General features: G+C 42.9%; 18 protein-coding genes. 13 read left to right on the forward strand and 5 right to left on the reverse strand.

Going from position 1 to position 23,577, the window contains the following annotated elements; translation table 11 throughout:
* Positions 1-36: 36 nt before the first annotated feature.
* Positions 37-1,209 (forward strand): glycosyltransferase, encoded by a 1,173-nt coding sequence (locus tag IM500_RS00900; protein ID WP_287737427.1) that lies wholly within the window; start codon positions 37-39, stop codon positions 1,207-1,209.
* Between the two features lie 54 nt (positions 1,210-1,263).
* Positions 1,264-3,279, forward strand: a complete 2,016-nt coding sequence (locus IM500_RS00905; RefSeq protein WP_190721320.1) for an ABC transporter ATP-binding protein — start codon at positions 1,264-1,266, stop codon at positions 3,277-3,279.
* A 122-nt stretch (positions 3,280-3,401) separates the two neighbouring features.
* Here IM500_RS00905 and crtO read toward each other — a convergent pair whose 3' ends face one another.
* Positions 3,402-5,048 carry a beta-carotene ketolase CrtO gene (gene crtO / locus IM500_RS00910; protein ID WP_190721318.1) on the reverse strand — a complete coding sequence of 549 codons (1,647 nt, stop codon included), beginning with the start codon at positions 5,046-5,048 and terminating at the stop codon, positions 3,402-3,404.
* A gap of 145 nt (positions 5,049-5,193) precedes the next feature.
* Between crtO and IM500_RS00915 the strand changes: the two genes are divergently transcribed.
* Positions 5,194-5,517: an STAS domain-containing protein gene (locus tag IM500_RS00915; RefSeq protein ID WP_004162031.1), complete on the forward strand. Its 324-nt coding sequence runs from the start codon at positions 5,194-5,196 to the stop codon at positions 5,515-5,517.
* Positions 5,518-5,841: 324 nt separating this feature from the next.
* Here the strand turns inward: IM500_RS00915 and IM500_RS00920 are convergent, their stop codons facing one another.
* The gene (locus IM500_RS00920) at positions 5,842-6,978 is read right to left on the reverse strand and encodes a PP2C family protein-serine/threonine phosphatase (protein ID WP_190721317.1); all 1,137 of its coding nucleotides are present in this window, start codon (positions 6,976-6,978) and stop codon (positions 5,842-5,844) included.
* Positions 6,979-7,150: 172 nt separating this feature from the next.
* On the opposite strand from IM500_RS00920, the gene IM500_RS00925 reads away from it, so the two are divergent.
* The 3 genes from IM500_RS00925 to IM500_RS00935 all read left to right on the forward strand — a co-directional run bounded on the left by IM500_RS00925 (position 7,151) and on the right by IM500_RS00935 (position 9,320).
* Complete coding sequence (locus tag IM500_RS00925) at positions 7,151-7,594, forward strand: ATP-binding protein (protein ID WP_190721315.1); 444 nt, start codon at positions 7,151-7,153, stop codon at positions 7,592-7,594.
* The gene (locus IM500_RS00930) at positions 7,563-8,387 is read left to right on the forward strand and encodes a sulfurtransferase (protein WP_190721313.1); all 825 of its coding nucleotides are present in this window, start codon (positions 7,563-7,565) and stop codon (positions 8,385-8,387) included. The genes IM500_RS00925 and IM500_RS00930 overlap by 32 nt, the downstream gene beginning before the upstream one ends.
* 381 nt (positions 8,388-8,768) lie before the next feature.
* Positions 8,769-9,320: a LabA-like NYN domain-containing protein gene (locus IM500_RS00935; RefSeq protein WP_002764933.1), complete on the forward strand. Its 552-nt coding sequence runs from the start codon at positions 8,769-8,771 to the stop codon at positions 9,318-9,320.
* A 111-nt stretch (positions 9,321-9,431) separates the two neighbouring features.
* Here IM500_RS00935 and IM500_RS00940 read toward each other — a convergent pair whose 3' ends face one another.
* The gene (locus IM500_RS00940; protein WP_287737430.1) at positions 9,432-10,607 is read right to left on the reverse strand and encodes an esterase-like activity of phytase family protein; all 1,176 of its coding nucleotides are present in this window, start codon (positions 10,605-10,607) and stop codon (positions 9,432-9,434) included.
* A 37-nt stretch (positions 10,608-10,644) separates the two neighbouring features.
* On the opposite strand from IM500_RS00940, the gene IM500_RS00945 reads away from it, so the two are divergent.
* Positions 10,645-11,832: a tetratricopeptide repeat protein gene (locus tag IM500_RS00945; protein ID WP_287737432.1), complete on the forward strand. Its 1,188-nt coding sequence runs from the start codon at positions 10,645-10,647 to the stop codon at positions 11,830-11,832.
* A gap of 265 nt (positions 11,833-12,097) precedes the next feature.
* On the forward strand, positions 12,098-13,150 hold the full coding sequence (locus IM500_RS00950) for an LOG family protein (protein ID WP_002796540.1): 1,053 nt from the start codon (positions 12,098-12,100) through the stop codon (positions 13,148-13,150).
* Between the two features lie 3 nt (positions 13,151-13,153).
* Here IM500_RS00950 and IM500_RS00955 read toward each other — a convergent pair whose 3' ends face one another.
* Positions 13,154-13,543 carry a hypothetical protein gene (locus IM500_RS00955; protein ID WP_002796539.1) on the reverse strand — a complete coding sequence of 130 codons (390 nt, stop codon included), beginning with the start codon at positions 13,541-13,543 and terminating at the stop codon, positions 13,154-13,156.
* A gap of 161 nt (positions 13,544-13,704) precedes the next feature.
* Between IM500_RS00955 and queA the strand changes: the two genes are divergently transcribed.
* The 5 genes from queA to IM500_RS00980 all read left to right on the forward strand — a co-directional run bounded on the left by queA (position 13,705) and on the right by IM500_RS00980 (position 22,252).
* Complete coding sequence (queA, locus tag IM500_RS00960; RefSeq protein ID WP_190721381.1) at positions 13,705-14,802, forward strand: tRNA preQ1(34) S-adenosylmethionine ribosyltransferase-isomerase QueA; 1,098 nt, start codon at positions 13,705-13,707, stop codon at positions 14,800-14,802.
* A 584-nt stretch (positions 14,803-15,386) separates the two neighbouring features.
* The gene (locus IM500_RS00965) at positions 15,387-17,075 is read left to right on the forward strand and encodes a serine protease (protein ID WP_190721307.1); all 1,689 of its coding nucleotides are present in this window, start codon (positions 15,387-15,389) and stop codon (positions 17,073-17,075) included.
* Positions 17,076-17,214: 139 nt separating this feature from the next.
* On the forward strand, positions 17,215-18,321 hold the full coding sequence (gene gcvT / locus IM500_RS00970) for a glycine cleavage system aminomethyltransferase GcvT (RefSeq protein ID WP_190721306.1): 1,107 nt from the start codon (positions 17,215-17,217) through the stop codon (positions 18,319-18,321).
* A 257-nt stretch (positions 18,322-18,578) separates the two neighbouring features.
* Complete coding sequence (locus IM500_RS00975; protein WP_287737433.1) at positions 18,579-20,309, forward strand: Rqc2 family fibronectin-binding protein; 1,731 nt, start codon at positions 18,579-18,581, stop codon at positions 20,307-20,309.
* Positions 20,310-20,716: 407 nt separating this feature from the next.
* Complete coding sequence (locus IM500_RS00980; RefSeq protein ID WP_190721304.1) at positions 20,717-22,252, forward strand: TIGR04222 domain-containing membrane protein; 1,536 nt, start codon at positions 20,717-20,719, stop codon at positions 22,250-22,252.
* 262 nt (positions 22,253-22,514) lie between these two features.
* Here the strand turns inward: IM500_RS00980 and IM500_RS00985 are convergent, their stop codons facing one another.
* On the reverse strand, positions 22,515-23,399 hold the full coding sequence (locus tag IM500_RS00985; protein WP_190721303.1) for a hypothetical protein: 885 nt from the start codon (positions 23,397-23,399) through the stop codon (positions 22,515-22,517).
* Between the last annotated feature and the right edge of the window lie 178 nt (positions 23,400-23,577).

Genomic DNA, 23,577 nt, shown 5'->3' on the forward strand with positions numbered 1-23,577 from the left:
CCTATCGTGCTAGATAATCTGGATTGATCGGCGATCGTGAACAAAAAAATCTCTGTTTTAGCACCAGATTTATCCGGTGGTGGTGGCACAAGAGTCTATTTGATTGCTCAAGTCTTGCAACAGCTAAACTGTCAGGTGACGGTCTATGGCCCGGTTTTTGGCCGGGAAATCTATCCAACCCCACCGGGGAATTTACCGGTGGTATCGGTCAAAGGCAATAATTATCCCCAGTTTTTTGGCCAGATCAAAACTTTACTCGATCGCCTCTCCGGAGAGATTATCTACGCGGTTAAACCCCGTCCCACCAGTTTTGGCATCGGTTTACTGAAACGTTTTTTTTCCCCACGTCCCCTAATTCTCGATATTGACGATTGGGAAATGAGTTGGTTTGGTGGCGATCAATGGTCCTATCGTCCTCATCCCCGACAATTAGCTAGGGATATCCTCAAAAAAAATGGTGCGCTTAGGGACCCGAATCACCCTCTCTATCTGCGTTGGATGGAAAATTTAATTAACCGCGCTGATGCGGTGACGGTTAATAATCAATTTTTGCAAAAGCGCTATGGGGGGATTTATTTACCGAATGGCAAGGATACGCAACTTTTCGATCCCAATCTCTACGATCCTGTCGCTTGTCGTCAAAAATACGGTTTATCTGCCTATAAAGTCTTAATGTTCCCGGGTACTGCTAGACCCCACAAAGGTTTAGAAGATGTCTTAATCGCTTTAGATCAAATTGGCGATCCTGATTTTAAATTGGTGGTGGTCGGTGGTCGCCAAATCGGGGATGGTTATCTGGATAGTTTGCTAGAAAAAGGTCAACCTTGGTTAATTCATTTACCTGCTCAACCGCTCGAGCGAATGCCGGAAGTTGTGGCCGCTGCTCATGCTATTATCGTTCCCCAGAGGGATGAAGCCACGGCTAACGCCCAATTTCCGATTAAACTCACCGATGGTATGGCGATGGCTAAACCGATTATTTCCACTAAAGTGGCAGATATTCCCGAAATTTTAGCTGATATTGGCTATTTAGTCGAACCTCGATCGCCAGAGCAACTAGCTGTCATAATTAGAGAAGTTTTTAATCATCTCGACTCGGCTAATGCACGAGGACTAAAAGCGAGAGAGCGCTGTATCGCCTCCTATAGTACCACCGCCATGGCGACAACTCTCTCTGGCATAATTACTTCTCTGGAAGGGAAATATTAGATTGTAGCGAGTAGGATAATTGACCGTTGACTATTTACTTTATTACTTATAGCGATGAATCCTAATCAAATTCTCCTTAAATATACGCTGAAACACTGGTTATTAGTGGTTTCCAGCATTGTTATCGGCTTTGTCAGTACCGTATTTAATGGGGTAGGAACTGTTTTAGTTATCCCCTTACTAATTTCTTTTATTAATCCCGAAAATGATCTCTTAAAAAATGCCCCCCAAATTATCAAAAAGCTGCTCTCAGTTTTCGAGGTTTTCTCGGTCGATACTCGTTTTTTCTGGATGTTTGCGGCGATATTAGGGATTTTAATTCTCAAGCATAGTACCAATTTTGTTAGTAATTTGTTAGGAACTTACTTGTCTTTAATTATGGCCAAAGATATGCGAATTGATTCAGTTATTCTGTTGCTAGAAGTGGATATAGATTATTATGTAAAAAGTAAAATAGGAGATATTTTTAATCGTTTCATGTCGGAGATTAATCGAGCCGTGGGATCAATTAGAAATTACATAAACCTGATTAAGATTATCGGCACAGCTTTCATGTACTTGGCTATTTTATTATCAATTTCTTGGCAATTAACTATTCTTTCTAGTCTTTTGGGTGGCTTTTTAGGTCTGCTTAATCAATACTTTGTCAAGAGATCGAAAAAGTTTGGAGAGATTATCACCGTAAAGGCTAAACAGCAAACTAATAAACTGTTGGAACTGTTAACGGGAATTCGCCTAATTAAAGCGGTAGGCAATGAAAGATACGAATTAGAATCTATTGTGGAAGATATCGAAGCCCGGGAGAAAGCGGGTTTAGATGCCCAGACTAATAATGCTGTAATCGCTCCGCTCAATGAGATCGGTGGGGTAATTATTATTGCTTTAATTATCATTGCTGGTCGTTATCTTTTTAATGAACAACTTCAAGCTTTAGCGACAATTTTATTGACCTATCTCTATGTACTTTTCCGGGCCCTGCCGATAGTTGGTCAAATTAACAGTGCTAGGAGTAGTCTATTGGGTGATGTTTCCGCAGTAGAGGTGGTAGCGGATTTTCTCATTCGAGAGAATAAACCATTTATGAGCAATGGCTCTATTCCCTATCAAAGATTAGAGACAGGTATTCATTTTGATAACGTCCAATTTTCCTATCCCGGTCATCAAGAATTAGTTCTCAAGGGCATCGATCTTTGGATTCCAAAAGGAAAAATGATCGCTCTTGTTGGTGCTTCGGGGGCTGGAAAATCGACAATTGCTGATTTATTACCACGCTTTTATGATCCTACAGCCGGGAGGATTCTTTTTGACGGTCAAGATTTAAGGGATTATGAGATCAAAACTGTGAGAAAAGCCATGGGAATAGTCAGTCAAGATACTTTTCTCTTTAATAATTCTCTCCGTTTTAATATTGCCTACGGATTAAGCGATGTTAGTGATGCAGAAATTTTAGCAGCGACAAAAAGGGCGAATGCCTACGAGTTTATCTCCAAACTGCCGGAAGGACTGGATACGGAAATTGGCGATCGTGGAGTGAGACTTTCGGGGGGACAAAAACAAAGATTAGCGATCGCTCGTGCCTTACTGCGAGATCCAGATCTTCTCATTCTCGATGAAGCCACCAGTGCTTTGGATACAATTTCTGAGCGTTTAGTACAGGAAGCGATCGATGAACTCTGTCGCGAGCGGACTACTCTTGTGATCGCTCACCGTCTTTCCACTGTTCGAAAAGCCTATCAAATTGTGGTGCTGGACAAGGGAAAAGTGGCAGAAATCGGCAATCATGAGGAATTATTAGCTCAAGGTGGTCATTATGCCCGTTTACACGCTCTGCAATTTAGTGATAGCAAAGAGGCCGACTCTAAGAATAGGGAAGATGAGCAAAAAAGAAAAGCTTATTTATCCTACGAAGCGAGAAGCAGTCTTAATAGTCTTTTAGGTTCTCTGCGTCTAGTATCTGAAGATTTAATCGAAGATTCTCAGGAGAAACAGGAAATTTTAGAAGAATCCTGTAGTTCAGCCATGCGACTTCTCCATATTATCGAAGACTACGAGTATTCCTCGACTCGATAGCTCTCCTGCAAAAATCAAAAATTGTTGTCATAGTAAATCCGGTTATTAAAAACTGATTATTTATTCTCCCTTTTGTATGAGTGCCTGTCCTAATATGTAGCCTATACTCAACGGATTTAGTATTAGTTGAATAATCTTTGCAGAAAAGTGCTTCGATCCCGCAGGAAAACCTGGGCGCAATTGCGCCCCGGCATTCCCGAAATTGAGCCGCCGGGGTGAGTTCCTGCCCCAGTTAAATAAAGGTTTTTAATTGGGGTTTTGTAGTTAGCTATTTCCGGCAAAGGACGCAGGAAAATCATCTGATCTAAGGTCATATCAAGATGATAGTAATTACCTTTATAGGAACCCAAACGATTAGCTAATTCGGCCGGACTTTCCACCCGACGGGCAATAATGGCGGATTTGAGATTTGGGGCATAATCGGCCAGTTTATCAAGAACTCGATCGGCCACGCGATTTTTTAATTCTTCCGTCCATCCCGTGCCGTTTAATCCTGTTCCCTCGGCCCCGGCAATCTGATAGGGGGCAAAAAATTCGATCCAGAGGGTATGCTTACCTTGGGGAGCCATGGAGGGATCGAGAATAGTGGGTACATCTAGGTACATCGAGGGATTTTCGTCGGGAATCTGCCCCAAAATCGTTAAAGCGTGGGCCTGTTCAACGTGACGCACGGAATCGGCGATGAGAATCGTTCCCTGTAAATACTCCTCTTTGTGATCGTAAGCCTCGAACCTTGGTGCTTCGGCGAGGGCGCAATCAATTTTAAGAATTGTTTCATTGTTATTGACAATTCGCCGTTCTACCCTTTCTCGCAATTCCGGATCGGCGGCATCCACATCGGCGGGGGCGACTAACTGTAAAAAGACTCGTCTAGCGTCAATATTAGAGATAACACCCGCTTTTGCCAGATATTCTTGTCCAGAGTCCACTCTAACCCCGATCGCTTGTCCTTCCTCCATCAGAATCTGTTTAACTTTCTGCTCGGTTAAAATTACCCCACCGAGACTGACAACACATTTCACCAGAGCCTCGGTTAGTGCGCCCGTACCACCACGAGGGCGAGCCACCCCGGGAGAATGACGCATCGCCATCATCATCATCCCAGAGGTAATGCCTTTTTGGGAGGGAGGAGCGCCAATTTCCGCCGCTAGACGAGCCAGGGGTGCTTTGACAAATTCGCTCTCAAACCACTCATTGAGGACATCTTCGGGGGAAGTAATCATCGTGCGGATGAAGTCGAGCAGTTTCTTTTTCGAGCCGATCGCTTTCCAGACACTAGCTAAGGCACTAGAGTTATAATTGCGGGCGATTCTGAGCAAATCTTGGGGCGGAGCGTTAAACCAAGGACCGATCGCATTCATCAACTGTGCCCAATAGTCGATAAACTGAAGGTAGCGATCGGCATCTCGCGGACAAAACTGGGCAATTGCGGCGTGAGTTTTTTCCAGAGAGCGATAGGAAAGAAAATATTGGCCAGAGGGATGGGGACAGAAAACGGTAGGATCGAAGAATAAATACTCTAATCCGTGGCGTTTTAGCTCCAATTCCTCAATTACCGGTCCTAAAAAGATAAATTCGTGATCGATCGCACAGAGATTAAACTTAAAATCGGGGGCCAGATCTGGGATAACCGCTTCTGTGGTAGCCGCTCCTCCGGGTACGCTACGCTGTTCCAGAAGGAGGACGCGATAACCGGCTTTGAGGAGATAGGCGGCACAAACTAAACCATTATGCCCCGCACCGATGAGGATGACATCGTAACTTTCCATGCAGTTTCAAAAATTCCTATTTTTAATTTTGCGCTTTTCTTGGCCTTAATATGTTAAAAATAGTTAAAGATTAGCTGCTGTCAGCAGATTTCAGCGAGTCGTTATGAGTGAGCAGGTAGAAAACATTTAATTTTTCCTTTTTTTTATGAGTTCTTCAATCAAAGTTATTCAACCATCGGGTATTTTAGATGGCAACCAAGCCAGCCAATTTCGCCAAGAAATTGCTGAAGCTGTGCAGGGAGGTTCAGAGGTGATTATCGTTGATTTCAAGGATGTCACCTTTATGGATAGTTCTGGTTTAGGTGCTCTAGTTTTATCCTTGAAAACCGTGCGTTCTGCGGGGGGGAAACTATTGATCTGCTCGATTAATGAGCAGATAAAAATGTTGTTTGAATTGACCGATATGGATCGAGTTTTTGAAATTTTTAATAACCGAGAAGAATTAGAACAAAAAATCCTCGGAAGTTAATTAAGTAGGGCTGGCTGAATAAATGTGAAATGTAGGCAGGGTAAGGGTTTTGTGCCTTTTCTTGCTCCCACAGGTGCAAGATTTTGAGAGAATCGTGCTTCAAAACCTTGCGTCTTCATCGGCCCGCGTCCTGTAGGGGCGAAGCATTCGGATAGAAAATCTACGGTTTCACCGATAGGTTATTGCCCGAATGCTTCGCCCCTACTTTTTGCCGCAGACCCTAAGTAGTCGTGCAAAATTAATTTATTGGTTGGGATAGGCAAAAGGCAAGAGGCACTCATGCAAAAGCTTTATCGAAATGTGTAATTAATTTTGCTTAGGTACTTAACGAAAATCCACCTGCATGATCGAAAGATCATCCCTAAAATTACCATCAAATTGTAAAGCTTGAATTTTTTCAATAAAATTATCGATATTTTTAGCAGAATTACAGTGATAATTTCGTAAAGATTGAATAAAGTTTTCTAGTCCCCACATCCTACCATCAGCACAATCGATCTCGTAAATTCCATCGCTAAAAAGATAAAGGCTACTGGAGAAATTCAGGGATTGAACCTGATTGATATATTCTGCTTCCGGAAACATTCCGATGGGAAAACCGGGGGCTTTCAGTCTGGTTTCAATCATCTGTCCAAAAGGTTTTTGAGTCAGGAGAACTGCCGGGGGATGACCGGCACTGGCATAGGTTAACTGTTGTTGTTTCTGATCATAAATCCCGTACCAGATAGTAAAATATTTATCATTCTTAGGACTGATTTGATAAACTTGATTTAACCCATGTAAAACCTGATTAGGTTGATAGTAATTCACCTGAGTTAAACCATGAGAACGGAGTAAATTAATCACCGAAAGGGAAGGTAAAGCCGCTCGCAAACCATGGCCAGCCACATCTAAAAGATATAACATCAAATGGTCATTATCTAACCAATAATAATCAAATCCATCCCCCCCCAATCGACGAGAAGGAAGGAAGCGAAAATCGATAGCAAGTTTTGGAGAAATAAAAGGTTCTGGTAACAGTGATCGCACATATGCCGCCGCTTCCGCTAACTCCATTTCTAGTAATTGTTTTTGCGCTTGCAGATCATGACTTAATTGATGCAAACGAATTCCCGCCCGCACGCGCGCTCTTAACTCATTAATCTCGATCGGTTTGCATAAAAAATCATCCGCCCCCGCATCCAATCCCTTGACCCGATCCTCCACCGATCCCAAAGAAGTTAAGAGGATAAAAAAAGTTGTTGACAGTTGGGGATTGAGCTTAATTTGCCGGCAAACTTCCAAGCCATCGATCCCCGGCATCATCCAATCACAAATAATCATCGCTGGTTTTAGTTGCCCCGCTTGCTTTAATCCTTCTTCCCCATCACTGGCAATAAAAACCTCGTATTCCTTCCGCAAAGCGCGGCTCAAAAACGTTTGAATTACTCCATCATCATCAATTACTAGAATTCGTACCATCTTTTTTGTGACTTGACTATCTCAATCTTACTGCCTACCCCCGACTCCCTGACAGATGACTTTGCTTGTCCCTCAACCAGGGATTAAATCCAGAATCGAGCTAACACATCAGTCATAGTTTGGGAAAAATGGTATAACTTCTAGCGTAAGGCATTGGAGAGGTAAGCCGGGGGTGAAGATTTCTTTTCAGGTAGATAGCGATCTCAAGTCCTTAGATACCGTTTTAAAATATTTTGAGCAACTTGAACCAGCGGGCATTCCCCAAAAAGACTGGCTCCAGTGTCAGCTTGCTCTTGCCGAAGGTTTTACCAATGCAGTCCGTCACGCTCACCGACACCTACCTCCCGAAATCCCGATCAAGATCGAGATCGAGATTACCCGATCCCAGATGGAAATTCGCATCTGGGATCGGGGTTCCGCCTTCGATTTAGAGGACTTTATCGAGAAAAACGCCTATCATGACTATAGTTTCTCTGGTCATGGGCAAGGACTGCCGATCCTCCAAAAAATCGCCGATCAACTCAGTTATACTCGCAGCGAAGATCAGCGCAACTGTCTGTTAATTATTAAACAATTTTCCCGCCATGAATCCGATCGCGCCCCTCGTTTCTCCTAGTTGGTTAGTGACTAATCTCGATCGCCCCGATCTGATGGTTATTGACTGTCGTTTTCAATTAAACAATCCCGATCTCGGTTATCAAGAGTATTTAGCCAATCATATTCAAAATTCCTTCTATTTACACCTCGATCACGATTTATCGGCTCCCATTGCCCGTCATGGCGGCCGTCATCCTTTACCGAATCCGCAGACAATAGCCGCTAAATTAAGCTCTTTAGGGGTGATTTCCGGCCAAACTCATGTCATCGCCTACGATGCCTCCCGTTTTGCCTTTGCCAGTCGTCTCTGGTGGTTATTACGTTATCTGGGCCATGAACGAGTCAGCATTCTCGATGGTGGTTGGCAAAATTGGTTAAATGCCGGTTATCCCGTCTCCAATCAGATACCTGTGCCGAAAACCGGCGCTTTTCTCCCCCAAGTTCAAGAGGATTGGGTAGTCACGATCGAGGAGGTAAAAAGGCAAAAAGAGCAAGGGGGAGTGGTGTTAATTGATGCCAGGGAAAGCGATCGCTATCGGGGCGAAAGGGAACCGATCGATCCGATCGCCGGCCACATCGAGGGGGCGCTTAATTATCCCTGGTTAGAAGTCACCGATAGTCAGGGTTTTTCTCAACCCCCGGCCCAGCAAACACAACGTTGGCAAGAGCGGCAAGGCGATCGAGAAATTATCCTCTACTGTGGTTCGGGAGTGACAGCCTGTGTCAATATCCTTTCCCTTACCCTAGCCGGATACGACAATGTTAAGCTATATTCTGGAGGTTGGAGTGATTGGTGTTCCTACCTGATCTAACCAGCCTTGTTGATACCCATCTATCAAGAAAGATGATCAAAATGACCTAATTACTGTACAATCTCTCTATTATCACTTTTAATTATTCCGAAACTATTATCTAGTTTGTCTCCTAAGTGGGTGGGTGGAATTAAATATAAGATGAACGTAGGTTGGGTTGAAGCATGAAACCCAACGCCCGCATGGGTTACGCTACCGCTAACCCATCCTACAAATAATTGTGCCTCCCTACTTAGATAAAAAAGCTAATTTTTATTTTAGTTGCTATCTTTTTGCTCTCAAATCACCGCTATTCCTCAAAGAATAGTCGTTTTCCCCCGTAAAATTACTCAAAGGTAATTTTATAGTTAAACTCTATAAAAAATTAGGTATGTATTTTGTATGACAGAAGCCGGTCTTTGTCATTGTAATGGTGGCGGCCGTCCGAAAGATCGCCTTTCGATTTTTGTGGATGGCAATAATATGTTTTATGCTCAACAAAAAAATGGTTGGTTTTTTGACCCGCGTAAGGTGTTAAATTACTTCACCAACGACCCGAATATTATGTTAATTAATGCCTTTTGGTACACGGGTTTAAAAGATTCCCAAGATCAAAGAGGTTTTCGCGATGCTTTAATTAGTTTGGGTTATACGGTGAGAACAAAAATTTTGAAAGAATATTATGATGATAGTTCCGGTCGTTTTTCCCAGAAAGCTAATTTAGATATCGAAATTGTCGTCGATATGTTTAATACCGTCGATCAATACGATCGAGTGATTTTATTTAGCGGTGATGGCGATTTTGAACGAGCGATCGAACTATTGCGCTCTAAAAATACTCATATTACTGTAGTTTCTACGGAAGGGATGATCGCTAGGGAATTGCGAAATGCCACCGATCGCTATATTGACCTGAATGATATTCGCAAAGATATCGAAAAAAGTGATTATTAACCGGCCGTTTTGTCTTTAAACCGGCTATTTATCCCATTTTTCTTTATTGGTAGTCCTCACCCCAATCCTTCTCCCAGAAGGGGATAGGTGAGGCAATTAACCATCTCTTGTTTATTTTTCCTTGAGTCGAAATAGTAAAAACTGATTGACCTGATTCGGATTAAAATTATCATCACTGACTAAAATCAAAGAGCGACTGCCATCAGCTAATCTTGGACCGAGGGTCATTCCTTCCAAATTATCTAAATCAATCCCTAAAGTCCCTAAATCTAGTAATAATTTTTTCCGCAAGGGTTGCACCTGTAAAGCTTCTAATTCTCCCGGTATCCGAGCAATTTTCGACGTATCGGTGGCACTCCCATTAACTACCTGAAATAGTTTCGCTCCAAAACCTTCTAAACCAAAAGTTCGCTCTAAACTGAGAAAATAACCCTCTTTTTCTAAAGCTAATAATTCCGTTAAACCGTAGTATCTCGCACCACTGGGTGGCTCATCTAACACATACAATTGTTCTGATACTAACACAGGCGCACCAATCGGATCAATAACATAATGAAGAAGTCGCACTCTGAGATTTTCTGCTCTTTTTCCCGTGGGACTATCTTGAATTAAAGCACTTTCTGTGGCAGTAAACAAACGAAAAGGATCGTCTTTGAGAGTGCTGGTAATCCCTAAAGTTAAGGATTCAAACCCTAAATTATCCTGTATTCCTTTTTGATTGCTATCATCCGGTAAAAAGCGATTAGGAATTAACAAAGACTCCTTTAATTGTCCCTGCAAATCAAATTCAGCAATAAAAGGAGCAATTCCCTGTTTAACCGCACCTTCACTGGAAATAAACAAAGTTTGTCGGGGCGAAAAAGCGATACCTTCCGGGTCGATCGATCCCTTTTTAAACGTTTCTCCCTTGCCATCTTTTAGGAACGTGACTGCCTCTAAATTCACTTTTTCGATTTTTTCACCATTTATCTGCAAACTAGCTCGATAAAAGCGGGCCGGAGCTTTCTGAGAACGATCATCACTGAGGAGATAAAAGCGGTTATTGGCACGATCATAGGTAATTGCCGATAATCCCCCCACCCTTGTCCCTTGATAATCCGCTTGTGGCAATTGATATTCTCCCAAAAACTCGACCGAGAGGGGTAGAAACATTCGTTGTTCTGCTAAAACTTGCGGGGAGACACCACAGGCCCCCAGACTAAAGGTTACAATCAAACTAGCAATTAAACCCAAAATTGGGAAACGCAAATTTTCGGCAGTCAGTGTCTTATAGAATCGATCGATCACAAAATATCATCCTCTACTACGCTCTTATCAATCTATTATGCTACGTTTTTCTCTCGGTTTATGGCTCTGTTTGATCGGTACTTCCCTTCCTCTCCTAGCACAAACAGAAACCCCTGCACCCAATCCCCTCGAAACTCCCCTAAAAAGTCCTTTATTACCCGCAATCGATCGCCCTTTAACTCCCTTGGAGCGTCGTCAGCTGTTATTATACATCGATCAACGCGATGCTGAAGCTCAGGCTAAATACGATGCGGGATTAAATGAGGAAGCTTTTCCTATCTGGTATGAAGTGATTAAATTAAATCGTTATTTAGGAGCAAAAGAAGAAGTAAAATCTTTGGGAAAAGTGGGGTTAGCAGCTTGGAATCGAGATCGAACCGAGGATGTTAAATTAATTACTGCTCGTTTAAAAGCTCTGCAACAAACCGCAGAAACTAACCAGACAATGGACGGGGAGTTATTAGCATTATTAGGTACATCCTATCAACAGGTACGAGCTTTTAATGAGGCGATAATCATCTATGATAAAATCCTAGCTAATGCCAGAAAATCTGGGGATAACACAGCAGTAGAAGCAACTTTAAATCAACTTGGTCAAATTCATTTATCCCGTTTTGATTATCAAAAAGCAGCTCCAATTTACGAAGAATTATTAACTATTTCTAAGGCACAGAATAATTCTTTAACTCAAGGAATTTATTTGCAAAGACTAGCAGAAATTTATCGAGAATCTCTGCAACCAGCTAACGCCGTGAAAATTAAAGAAGAAATAGCTGAAACCCAGATCAGAAATCAGCAAATACAGTTAATCCCCGCTCTAAAAATTCAAATTGGTTTAGATTACCAAGCTTTAAAAGATGCAAATAAAGCCAGCCAAAACTTTCAAGAAGCCTATTCTCTCGCTTTTGCTTTACAACAGTACGGCACCGCAGGAGAGGCTTTAAATAAGTTGGCCGAACTCTATAAAAGTTATCAACAGGTAGATTATGCTTTACAAATCTATCAAGAATTAATTAAAGTCCATGAATTGGGTTATAATTACTACGGTTTAATGAACACCTACGATCAAATCGGTCAAATTTATCTAGAGAGAAAAAATTATCCCCAAGCTTTACTCGCTTTCCAAAAAGGTGCGGAATTAGCCCAAGCTATCCGTTATCGTGAACAATATTTTCAAACCCAAATCACCCAAGTTAATCAGGCAATAAATAATCCTGAACAGTGATCTTTAAGTTTTTGAATAGTTAACTAATGGACATATAAGTAGGTGGGTGGAATTAAATATAAGATGAACGTAGGTTGGGTTGAAGCATGAAACCCAACGCCCGCATGGGTTACGCTACCGCTAACCCATCCTACAAATAATTGTGCCTCCCTACTTAAATGGGGAAATGGGGACTAAGAAATATCTTCCCCAACACCCTAAAACCCCCCGCAACGCGCACGCAGTGACCACCCCAACACCCTAACACCCAAAACCCAACCCACCAATGGAAAATTCCTATTCTGAATTAACCGAAGACTTGCTGAAATTGGTGCAACATTTGCCCCACTTAAAAGATGGTAAATGGATTCAAAGAGCTCTGGAAGCAATAGTCAGAATTGCCGAGGAGGAAATCGATCGCCTGGATTGGAAAATTTTAACCTATGCGATCGAAGATCTAGAAAAGGGATTTCAGGTATTTTACCCCTACCGTCACATTCGTAAACTGACCATTTTTGGCTCGGCACGCATCAAACCCGACAGCAGTGAATACCGTCTGGCAGTGGACTTCGCTCGCTGTATTAGTCAATACGGTTTTATGGTGTTAACCGGCGCTGGGGGTGGCATCATGCAAGCAGGGAATGAAGGCGCCGGACGGGAAAATTCCTTCGGATTAAATATTCAGCTACCTTTTGAACAGGGGGCTAATCCCTATATCATAAATGATGCCAAATTAATCGATTTTAAATATTTCTTTACCAGAAAACTATTTTTTCTGCGGGAAAGTGACGCAGTAGCTTTATTCCCCGGTGGTTTTGGCACCCAAGATGAGGCCTTTGAGACGCTTACCCTCTGTCAAACCGGTAAATACGGACCTGCACCCCTAGTATTAATTGATGAGCCTGATGGGGATTACTGGCAAACTTGGCAAGAACAAATTAGTGAAAATCTGCAAAAAAGAGGACTGATATCCGCCGAAGATCGGAATTTTTATACAATTACCAACGATCTAGACTACGCTTGTCAAACAATTCGCCACTTCTATCGGGTGTATCACTCCAGCCGTTTTGTGGGAGAATCCTTTGTTATTCGTCTTAATCACGAACTAAGCGGGGAACAGATCGAACAAATTAACCAAAACTTCGGCGATATCCTAGTTAAGGGTAAAATCGCACCTAGTCAAATTCTAGAACGAGAGAATCGGGATTCCAGCCACCATTTACCCCGTCTAGTTTTTTACTTTAACGGCAAGAGTTACGGACGCTTGTATCAGTTAATTGATCACATCAACGATTTAAGTCCTGTAGTTGCCCTAGAAGAGCATCCCGAAAGAAAATAAACCCTAGGCCAGAGTTTCCGGACAGTATCCTAAACCCTTAGTAAATTGTTGCCGAAAAGCCTCTATATCTTGCTGATCCGGGGTACCATGGGACACGATCGCCACTTGATAACGACGCATGACATCAATAGGAGATTGTCCCGTTTCCAAACTCCAAAAAACCATCTGGAGACGCATTTCCGGTTGATAGGTAATCCCTAACTCATTCATGTAGGCGCGAAAATCGCCGTGTTGGCAAGGAGTCAGCATTTGATTAAACTTTACCTTGACCACCCAACCGTTAATCTGATGGATAACCGTCATCACGGAGGAAGGCAGATGAGTCATCGATCGCAGGTATTCGGTGACTCGTAGCGTTAAACTAGCATTAGCAAGAAAATAGAGATAGTCCATAGTGGCCGCCGGGCTATTGGCTAATAGTCACGATTAGTGTTATATATCTAAGTCTGACGATAAACCGTTCTCGATACCAAGGGGAGAAATCCCCGATTTAGTGAAGTTCGCCTGGGTAGGATTACCCAACTTTTGCGAAGATTTTTATGATGATAATGACGATGATCCCTGACCAATTACTCTCCAGCTACGATTATCACCTTCCTCCGGAGTTAATTGCCCAAAATCCCGCAGAAACCCGGGATAGTTCCCGTCTTTTGGTGGTAGATTCTCCCAATAGTCATAATTTAGCTATTTTTCGTGATTTACCCACTTGGTTAGAGTCGGGGGATTTGCTGGTTTTCAACGATACCCGCGTGATTCCGGCCCGTTTATTTGGACGTAAAACCACGGGCGCACCCGTAGAAATATTACTATTAGAAGAACAAGATGACCATCGTTGGTTATCTCTGGTGAAACCGGGAAAACGCTTTAAAGTCGGTTCAGAAGTCCTTTTTTATCCGAAAACAGGGCCGACGGAAGACCAAGAAAAATTATGGTTAGCGAAAGTAATCGATCGAGATCTGAACACCGGTGGTCGTCTGCTGCAATTTCAACGTCATCCCGGGCGCAGTTTTTGGGATATGTTGGAGGAGTACGGTCATATTCCTTTCCCCCCCTACGTCACCGAATCAGAGGCGGAAGAAGACCGTTATCAAACAGTTTACGCCGATAAACAGGGTTCTGTGGCCGCTCCCACGGCAGGATTACATTTTACTCCCGAATTATTCCATAAGCTCGCCCAGAAGGGTATAGATACCGCCTATATCACCCTTCATGTGGGAGTGGGAACCTTTCGTCCCGTGGAAGTGGAAAATATTACAGAACACCTAATGCACCAAGAATTTTTGCAGATTTCCGCCGAAACTGCCGAAAAAATCGCCCAAACAAAGGCTAGAGGTGGCCGGATTATCGCCGTGGGGACCACGGTAGCTCGCGCCTTGGAAGGGGCAATTAAAGAAAGTAAGAGCGAGAAATTAACCGCTTTTCAGGGAAAAACGAATTTATTTGTCTATCCGGGTTATCAATGGCGAGTTATCGACGGCATGATCACTAATTTTCACCTACCCAAGTCCAGTTTGATGATGTTAGTCAGTGCCTTAATCGGACGGGAAAGACTACTGGCATTGTATCAAGAAGCTATCCAAGAGCGTTTCCGTTTCTATTCCTTCGGTGATGCTATGTTAATCCTACCCAGCGCTCGCAGCAGTAATCGGTAAGTAGTTGCACAAAATTACCGAAAATTTGGGTTTAAAGCCTCCCCCTTCTAGGGGGACTTGGTGATACAATATTAGAGTCTTCAGGTTGCAATGCCGTCGCACATCGTGAAAATTCGGCTGAAACAGTGCAGCACTGTTGAGGGAAAAATAGATAGACAAGAGCCACCGAAAACTCTTTAAACAGGGACGTAAGTCTTCAAAAAGACTGAATGAATCGAAGAAAAACTTTTGTCGTAAGACAGATAGGGTAGGGCGTATCCGAATTTTCCTTGAAATAGGAAAACGCTTGGAGAGTGAACCACAAAAAGGGAAACTAGATAGCAACTGATATTCTAGTAATCTCGGTTCAGAAATAATCGTGTAAGACGTGAGTAAGGGAAACCAGAAAGTGCAGTGATGAGCTTCGAGAATCCTCACGCCTTTAGGCCCAGGAGTGTCAAATTCATACCCCAGAAAGAAGGAGGAGCAGAACTTCGGAAAGGGCAAGAGGAAAAGCAAAAATATGTGTAAGTGGCCCGCGCATCTAAATTGGTCTAGGGCGATTATCGAACCACCTCTGGCCTGTTGTCTATCCTAACCAAGAAATGAAAAGAAAAGAGCTTAAAATCGGTCGCCGCTATTCTGGCAAATCCTGGCAAATATTTGTAATTATTGCCTTCATCGCCGCCGCTCCCTTTGCTATTTTTTATCTGATTGCCTTGGCTTATCTTTGGCAAGGCGATCAACTTTTGGCCGCGGGGGAGAAGGAATCGGCTCTGTCTGCTTACCGAACAGTTTTATCTTTTCACGAAAATTCGGCCCAAGCCCATATAAAAATCGCTCAGGTCTTACAAAGTCAAAAACGCTATTCTGAAGCCTTACAAGCCTATAATCATGGCTTTATCGTTAACGATAAACCACCGATGGAACCCTCCCAAAGTAATTCTTTAGTGGCTTTGGGAGACACCTTCGCGCAAGAGGAAAAATGGTCAGAGGCACTCGATGCTTACCAAAAAGCAATGATCATTAAACCAACTTTTAAAGCGCAATTTCAGCTAGGAAAAGCTCTCTATAGTTTACAACGTTGGGATGAGGCGGCGAAAGCTCTGCAAGCAGCGGTTTTTCTCGATCCTACTCAGGGAAAAGCCTATTTTTATCTGGGAAAGGCCTACAGTGAACAGCAACTCTGGCCAGAGGCCAGTTATGCCTATCAGCAAGCTCTAGAATTGATACCTAGTCAGGGTGAAACCTACAAAAAATTAGGAGAAACCCTAGCAAAACAGGGAAAATGGGAGGAAGCAGAGCAAATATATCAACAGGCTTTAATTTACACCCCTAAAGATGGGGATATTTATAATTATCTGGGCGAAGCTTTAGCGGAACAGGGAAAACTAGGGGAAGCGATGGCAGTTTTTCAACAGGCGCGCCAAATTAGTCCCAAAAATGCCAATATTTACGAAAATCTCTGTTATATCTATATCAACAACGGTCAGATCGATGAGGGTCTAAATTGGTGTCGGCAGGCCGTAGAAATTGATCCCAATTTATCAGAAGTTAGATTTATTTTACAGGAAATCCAACGGGGACGATTAATTCACGACAATCCCGAATTATTAAAAATGCCAGAGATAATTCCCAGTGTTAAGAGTGATCCTCTGGTGAATTTAAAACGCTCAATTGTTAAAATTGTCATTCGTGGCAAAAATAACAATGGTATCGGCACTGGTTGGTTATTACAACGAGATCAAGATACAGCTTGGATCGTGACTAACCGCCATGTGGTTACGAATTACCGTCAAGAAATCGATGCAGGGGCACGCATTTTTGTCGAGTATTATAGCCAACCACCCAAGGGAAAAATTCCCAAGCGTTCAAAAGCTAAAATTCTCCACATTACCCCAGCTAATGACTGGCTCGATTTAGCAGTATTAGAGGTAAAAAATCCCCCCCCAGATTTAAAACCTTTAGCTTTAGCACCCCTACCAATTGCCCCTAATCAACCGGTAATCTCGATCGGTAATCCTTTTAATCAAAAAGATTGGACTGTCAGCAAAGGCACTGTTAATGATCATAACGAAAAATCCTTAAGTTTATCCATGTTTGTCGTTTCTGGACAGTCGGGAAGTCCAGTTTTAAACGATAAAAATCAAGTGGTGGGAGTGATTTCCCAAGCGAGTTTATTTTGTGCCAATTCTTCTACTCCTAAACCCCTGGAAAATGCCGTTAAATTGGGCTGCGGTTTCGCAATTCCCATTGACAGGGTGCGAGAAAGGTTAAGGGAGTGGGAATTATGAATTGGGAAGTGGGGAAGTGGGGAAGTGGGGTGTGGGGTGTGGGGAAGTGGGGAGAATAAATAAAAATAATCTCCTGTCTCGGAGTCTCCTGATAACTGCTATGCTACTCTAGGCAGAAAACCATTCGATCGAGATCACCGTGGCTAACCAAGAAGCAACTTCCCCCGCTATTCGTACCCCCTTATACGACCTAATTGCCCAACAAACCAGCAAATTTACCCCTTTTGCGGGTTGGGAGATGCCGATACAGTTTAGCGGCCTAAAAATCGAACATAATGCTGTCCGCAATGGTGTCGGGATGTTTGACATTTCCCACATGGGCAAATTTATCTTAACTGGAGATAATCTGGTTCAATCTCTCCAAACCCTAGTTCCGTCTAATTTAGCCCGTTTAAGCGCAGGAAAGGCACAGTATAGCGTTTTACTTAACCCAGACGGTGGCATAATCGATGATATTATCTTTTACTACCAAAGCGAAAGCCAAGGCGTATTAATTGTTAATGCCGCAACCACCGATAAAGATCGAGAGTGGATTTTAGGCAATTTAGAGGGTTCGGGGGTTAAATTAAAGGATTTATCCCGAGAAAGAGTCTTAATCGCCCTGCAAGGACCCAAGGCAGCCACAATTTTACAGCCCTTGATTGGGGAAAAATTAAGCGATTTTGGCCTATTTAATCACTGGGAAAGCCAGCTTTTCGGGGAAAAAGTTTTTATCGCTAGGACTGGTTACACGGGAGAAGATGGTTTTGAAATTATGGCCGCTCCTGAAATCGGGCAGCAACTTTGGAGAGAATTCTTAAATTTAGGGGTGACTCCCTGCGGTTTAGGGGCCCGGGATACCCTGCGTTTAGAGGCAGCTTTAGCCCTTTATGGACAGGATATCGACGATAGCACGAGTCCCCTAGAGGCAGGCTTAAATTGGTTGGTTCATCTGCCAGAAAAAGGCGATTTTATCGGTCGCAATGTCCTTGAAGACCAAAAACTTAATGGTGTGAATCGGCGCTTGGTGGGATTGCAGATGTCCGGCAAACATATCGCCCGTCACGATTATCCGGTAGTATTCGCTGGGGAAGTGGTGGGTAAAGTCACCAGTGGCACTTTATCACCAACTTTAAACACAGCGATCGCTTTAGCCTATCTTCCCACACCTTTCGCCTCGATCGGACAGGCGATCGAAGTAGAAATCCGCGGCACTACCTACCCCGCTACCGTAGTCAAAAAACCCTTTTATAAAAGTAAAAAGTAGTGGTTTGTTTCAGCTAATTTGGTGTATTAGAAAAATGCTATAAATTCTATAATCTAAGACTTTAAGCCGAAATCTATTGCCCTATTTTAGCTGAAACAGTCCAGTAGGGTGCGTTAGCGCAGCGTAACGCACCAACCTAAAGCACCGAGAAAAAAGGAGCAATAATTTGGTGGGTTACGGCGAACACAAAATCAATACTAAACTGTAGCAGTTACCGTCGCCTAACCCACCCTACAGCTGATAACTGATAACTGAAAATGCAATCCGTAGACTTTACCACCCTCAGCGCCACTTGTGCCGAAATTGCTGCCGTTTGGCTGCCGGCGAGACTAGAACAAGTGTATCAAATTGATCGCCAAACGATCGCCCTCCATTTACGAACCTTCGATCGCAAGGGATGGTTAATTATTTCTTGGCATCCCCAAGGGGCGCGGCTGCATATTGGTGAGCCACCGCCAAAAGTCCCAGATACCTTCACTTTCAGCGATCAATTGCGTCATCAACTCAATGGTTTTGCCCTGACAAAATTAGCATTTGTTGCCCCGTGGGAAAGAGTCATCGATCTACAATTTGCCCAACGTCCCGATGATCCGGCCCTGGGGCATTTGTATATAGAAATTATGGGCAAATATAGCAATGTTATTTTAACTGCGGCTGATAATCAAATTGTCACCGTTGCCCATCAAGTTAATGCTACCCAGTCTAGTGTTCGCACCGTACAAACGGGACAAATCTATCAACTACCCCCCGTTTTATTGGCAACAAATCCCAGTTTAGAAGAATCCTTGAGCAGTTGGCAAGCCCGAGTTAGTTTAATCCCTAAAACTATCGAAAAACAGCTAGTTAGTACCTATCGTGGGGTTAGTCCAGTCATCGCTCGATCGCTGTTACAAAAAGCAAAAATTCACCCGAAATTAAACACGGATCAGTTAGATAATACCGATTGGGAAAAGCTCTTTTCAGCTTGGCAAGAATGGTTAAAAATCTTGGAAAATAAAACCTTTAAACCCGGATGGACAAGAGAAGGTTATACGGTGATCGGTGGGGAGATACTGGCAGCGGCTAAAAATGTCCAAGAATTATTAAACCGTTATTATAGCGACCAAATTAATCAAGAAAGCTTTCGACAACTACAGCAAAAATTAAGCCAAAAAATCACCTCTTTACTGACTAAACTGCAAACCAAAGCCGCAGGATTTCAAACAAGACTAGCAGAATCTGCTCATGCCGATCGCTATAAAGAGCAAGGGGATTTATTAATGGCAAATCTGCAGCAAATACAGCAGGGAATGACTAGCATTAGTTTGGCGGATTTCCAGACAGGAAAACCTGTAATTATTCCTCTCGATCCCGAAAGAAATCCCGTGCAGAATGCCCAATATTTGTATAAACAACATCAGAAATTAAAAAGGGCGCGGTTAGCGGTGGAACCTTTATTAGAGGAAGTGGTCAGTGAAATTAATTATCTCGAACAAGTGCGATCGAGTTTAAGTCAACTAGAAAATTATAGCAGCAGCGAAGATTTACAGGCATTAGACGAGATACAAGAAGAATTAATCCAACAAAAGTATCTAGAAAGCAATTACCAGCGTAATCGGACGAATAATAAAGAATCTGAACCCATGCGCTTTATTACTCCCTCTGGAGTAGAATTATGGATTGGCAGAAATAACCGTCAAAATGATCGGCTAACTTTTCGTAGCGCCAGCGATTACGATATCTGGTTTCATAGTCAAGAAATTGCTGGTAGTCACGTTTTACTCCGTTTAACCCCCGGTACAGTTCCAGAAGCCGCCGATCTGCAATTTGCCGCCGATTACGCCGCTTATTATAGCCGCGCTCGCCATAGTGAACAGGTTCCCGTCGTCTATACCCGTCCCAAATACGTCTATAAACCCAAGGGCGCAAAGCCCGGTATGGTGGTTTACAAACAGGAAACGGTAATCTGGGGCTGTCCTCAGAGGGTTGAGGATTACCGCAAAAAATAATTTTTTACCAAATTGTTTACTTTTTTTTACACAAAATGGGTATTGTCTGTTACAATTGTTACTAGAGAGACAAATGCAGTTCAGGCGCTTGGGAACGCAAGAACTATATTTCCTCGGATTACAACAACAAACAACAGCAAACCAGTGGTAGCAGCCGATAGTCTCGGGAAAGACACAAAAAACCGACTATTCAGGTGATATTAAAGCGACCACTGGTATTTTATCCTCACCTAACCGCTTCTGTCACTTTCCTCAACTTTCTTTTGGGTTTCCGAGACTTATTGCCCAGTTGAAAGAGGGATAGTTGGCATCCAGCTTTTTGTAAAGAAATTTAAACTTAACGCATAGTTAAGCCTCTTCGGCCTAAATAAACGACTAGAAACAGTTTTTTTCGGGAGGCCGGGTTTATGGATAGCCCATTAGGGACGATGAACTTTCAACAGATAGAGCTATACAAAAGAATTCAGGCATTTGCCTTGGATCGGCCAGATAGTCAATTATCTTTCAGCCAACGATTAGCAAAAGATAACGGCTGGTCCTTAGGCTATACTCAGAGAGCGATCGAGGAATACAAAAAGTTTATATTTCTAGCCGTTGCAGCAGGACATCCGGTCACGCCATCCGACCAAATCGATCAAGTTTGGCATTTACATCTGACCTATACGCGATTGTACTGGCAAGAGTTCTGTCCCAAAATTTTGCAAACCACATTACATCACGAGCCGACTCGTGGGGGTTCATCCGAGCAATTAAAATTTGGCAGTTGGTATAGCAAGACGCTAGAAAGTTACGAACAGTTTTTTGGACATATTCCCCCAATAGATATTTGGCCTAAACCCAAAGACCGATTCGGGCGAGATTTGCATTTTATCCGGATCAACACTCAACAAAGCTGGGTTTTGTCAAAACCTAATTTGACAATCTTCTTGAAACCACAACTGCGAAAAATAGGCATCTTTACCTTTTTAGCCTTCCTTTCACTGATGATAACTGGCTGTCAGATAATCTCCCAAATTCCTAACCCAATGAATTTTACAGGTCCGGAATTTTTAACCTTCTATATTTCCCTAGGAGTGATGGGAATCGCTTTGGCAGCCTGGCTACGTTTTTCCCTGTGCCTAGTTAGCACTAATACAAAGCAGCAACCTGATTTAAATACTTACGAGATAGCTTTCTTGGCGGGTGGCAATCATCGCCTGATTATGGCCGCAATCACCAGTTTGGTAAAACAAGGCTATGTGGAGGTATTAAAAGAAAAATCACCATTTGGAAGAACACAAAGCAAACTGGTGGTGACAGGAAAGATCGATGCTATTGCCGATCCTGTAGAAAAGGCGGTTGCACAAGATATTTTGGCCACTGATGGGGCAATTGAACAGGTTTTCCGGAAGTCTACAGGAATGAAAGATAGCATTCGTGCCCGCCTAGAACAACTTGGTTTGTTTCTGAGCGATGCCCAAGCATTCAAAGCCCAAATTTATCCATCATTGATTGTGGTTATTCTTCTAGGAATAGGCTTGTGCAAAATGGCTGTGGGAATTTCTCGCGATAAGCCAGTTGGTTTACTTCTCATCTGTATATTTGGGCTTCTAGTTTTGGGAGCAAGGTTTTTTGTCAAACCACAGCGCAGCCGTTATGGAGAGATCATTTTTAAGGATTTAAGAAATCGCTTACAACCTTTAAAAACAGCCAATAGCAGCGATTCTGAACTTGTACTTGCGGTCGCGTTTTTTGGAGCAACAGTTCTGATGGCCGATACTGCTTTAGCAGACCTGTATCAAATGCTGACTCCCACAGCCGTTGCTAGTAGCGGCAGTGATGGCGGCAGTGGCGGCAGTAGCGGCAGTGATGGCGGCAGTGGCGGCGGCAGTGATGGCGGCAGTGGCGGCAGTGATGGCGGCAGTGATGGCGGTTGTGGTGGTTGTGGTGGTTGTGGCGGTTGATTGAGTTCAAGGCTATTAACAGCCGCTCGATCGAAGCGTGATGCCGAACCGCGAACTCCGTTAAATTTGTCTGTTTTTAGCGGAAGTTCCCCCATACAGATTCTGCCACAGCAGAGGTTGTCGCTTTTTGTCAAAGGGAAACTTCCGTTGAACATTCCCGCCACCGTAGCTCTGTTAATTTTTGCCTTAATCTCCTCTCTGGTTTGATTGCTTACTGCCATCAGCCGAAAAAACTCTCCTGGAACAGGGAATTTTATCGCCTCTACTTAACCCGAACTGGGGTTAAATAGCCATTTTTCAGGAGAAAAGCGCTCAGGGCAGCGGGAAAGTCTGGATATTTGCCGATCGCTGTACTTTCGCCATAGATATCGAGACCCCAATCGGAGTTTTTATCGTAATTAGCGAGGAGAAATTGCCAAGCTTCTTGGTATTCTCCTAGGAGAATTTTTTGGGCGACATAACCGGCCAAAATGCCATTAACTTCGGCTTTTTCTTTTTTAGCTAACTGAAAGGCTTTCAACATTGCTGCTAAAGTTTTCCTTAATTCTTGGGGATATTTTCTAGTGACATCCGCTAATTTACCCTGTTGAAAAGTATAAATTTTGGAGGGAGGAAAAGAGGCGGCGTAGGAACTAAAAGCATATAAAAAAGCATTATCAACGGTGACAAATTCATAATTATTATCTCCATCTAAATCTTCAAAGGAACCACCACTACCATCTAAAAAACCCGTTTCTTCTCTAATAAATTTATCTTTTTGCCAAGTATAAATTACCAAAGATGTGCAGCAATGTGCGCCGCCGCTATAGGTGGAGACGATAATCTCATCGATGCCATTATTATCTAAATCTCTTAATTCGACATAGCCGGATCCAAAGGCACTATACCCGCTATTTTCCTGATAAATTTGCTCGTTATAAAAGATTTGATAAGAAACATTATTAATATCATAATTATCATCAACTCTCTCGTTTAGGTCGATGGGTTGATAGCTAACTTGTACCTTAATTTTCCCCGATCTAACCACTTGATTTGTTAGGGGTTGACCGGTATCAAAATCGAGTTTAGTCACGGCTAAACTCGCAGCTGCATTGCCCAAAAATTGAGATAATAAGCAGAAAATAAAGCAAGTTTTGCTAATATTCATCGGCCGATTCACAGAGAGATTAATTTCAGTGTATCTTACTAGACCTCTTGCAAAAGTCTTAAGTCGATCCTTGTACAGCAACATTTTTGAAGATTATCAACTACTAATAAATAATTAACTGAAAGTCCCTCCCATTATTGTTTCTATCGTTTGTTTTCGGATTTATGCAAGAGGTCTA

The organism is Microcystis sp. M179S2 (assembly GCF_020245805.1).
GTDB lineage: Bacteria > Cyanobacteriota > Cyanobacteriia > Cyanobacteriales > Microcystaceae > Microcystis > Microcystis aeruginosa.

Excerpts from the sequence above, each read along its gene's own strand:
- IM500_RS00915 (WP_004162031.1), top strand. The coding sequence starts at position 5,194 with ATGAGTTCTTCAATCAAAGTTATTCAACCATCGGGTATTTTAGATGGC.
- IM500_RS00980 (WP_190721304.1), top strand. The coding sequence starts at position 20,717 with ATGGATAGCCCATTAGGGACGATGAACTTTCAACAGATAGAGCTATAC.
- IM500_RS00930 (WP_190721313.1), top strand. The coding sequence starts at position 7,563 with ATGAATCCGATCGCGCCCCTCGTTTCTCCTAGTTGGTTAGTGACTAAT.
- IM500_RS00935 (WP_002764933.1), top strand. The coding sequence starts at position 8,769 with ATGACAGAAGCCGGTCTTTGTCATTGTAATGGTGGCGGCCGTCCGAAA.
- IM500_RS00945 (WP_287737432.1), top strand. The coding sequence starts at position 10,645 with ATGCTACGTTTTTCTCTCGGTTTATGGCTCTGTTTGATCGGTACTTCC.
- IM500_RS00905 (WP_190721320.1), top strand. The coding sequence starts at position 1,264 with ATGAATCCTAATCAAATTCTCCTTAAATATACGCTGAAACACTGGTTA.
- IM500_RS00950 (WP_002796540.1), top strand. The coding sequence starts at position 12,098 with ATGGAAAATTCCTATTCTGAATTAACCGAAGACTTGCTGAAATTGGTG.
- IM500_RS00975 (WP_287737433.1), top strand. The coding sequence starts at position 18,579 with ATGCAATCCGTAGACTTTACCACCCTCAGCGCCACTTGTGCCGAAATT.
- crtO (WP_190721318.1), bottom strand. The coding sequence starts at position 5,048 with ATGGAAAGTTACGATGTCATCCTCATCGGTGCGGGGCATAATGGTTTA.
- IM500_RS00920 (WP_190721317.1), bottom strand. The coding sequence starts at position 6,978 with ATGGTACGAATTCTAGTAATTGATGATGATGGAGTAATTCAAACGTTT.
- IM500_RS00985 (WP_190721303.1), bottom strand. The coding sequence starts at position 23,399 with ATGAATATTAGCAAAACTTGCTTTATTTTCTGCTTATTATCTCAATTT.
- queA (WP_190721381.1), top strand. The coding sequence starts at position 13,705 with ATGATCCCTGACCAATTACTCTCCAGCTACGATTATCACCTTCCTCCG.
- IM500_RS00955 (WP_002796539.1), bottom strand. The coding sequence starts at position 13,543 with ATGGACTATCTCTATTTTCTTGCTAATGCTAGTTTAACGCTACGAGTC.
- IM500_RS00965 (WP_190721307.1), top strand. The coding sequence starts at position 15,387 with ATGAAAAGAAAAGAGCTTAAAATCGGTCGCCGCTATTCTGGCAAATCC.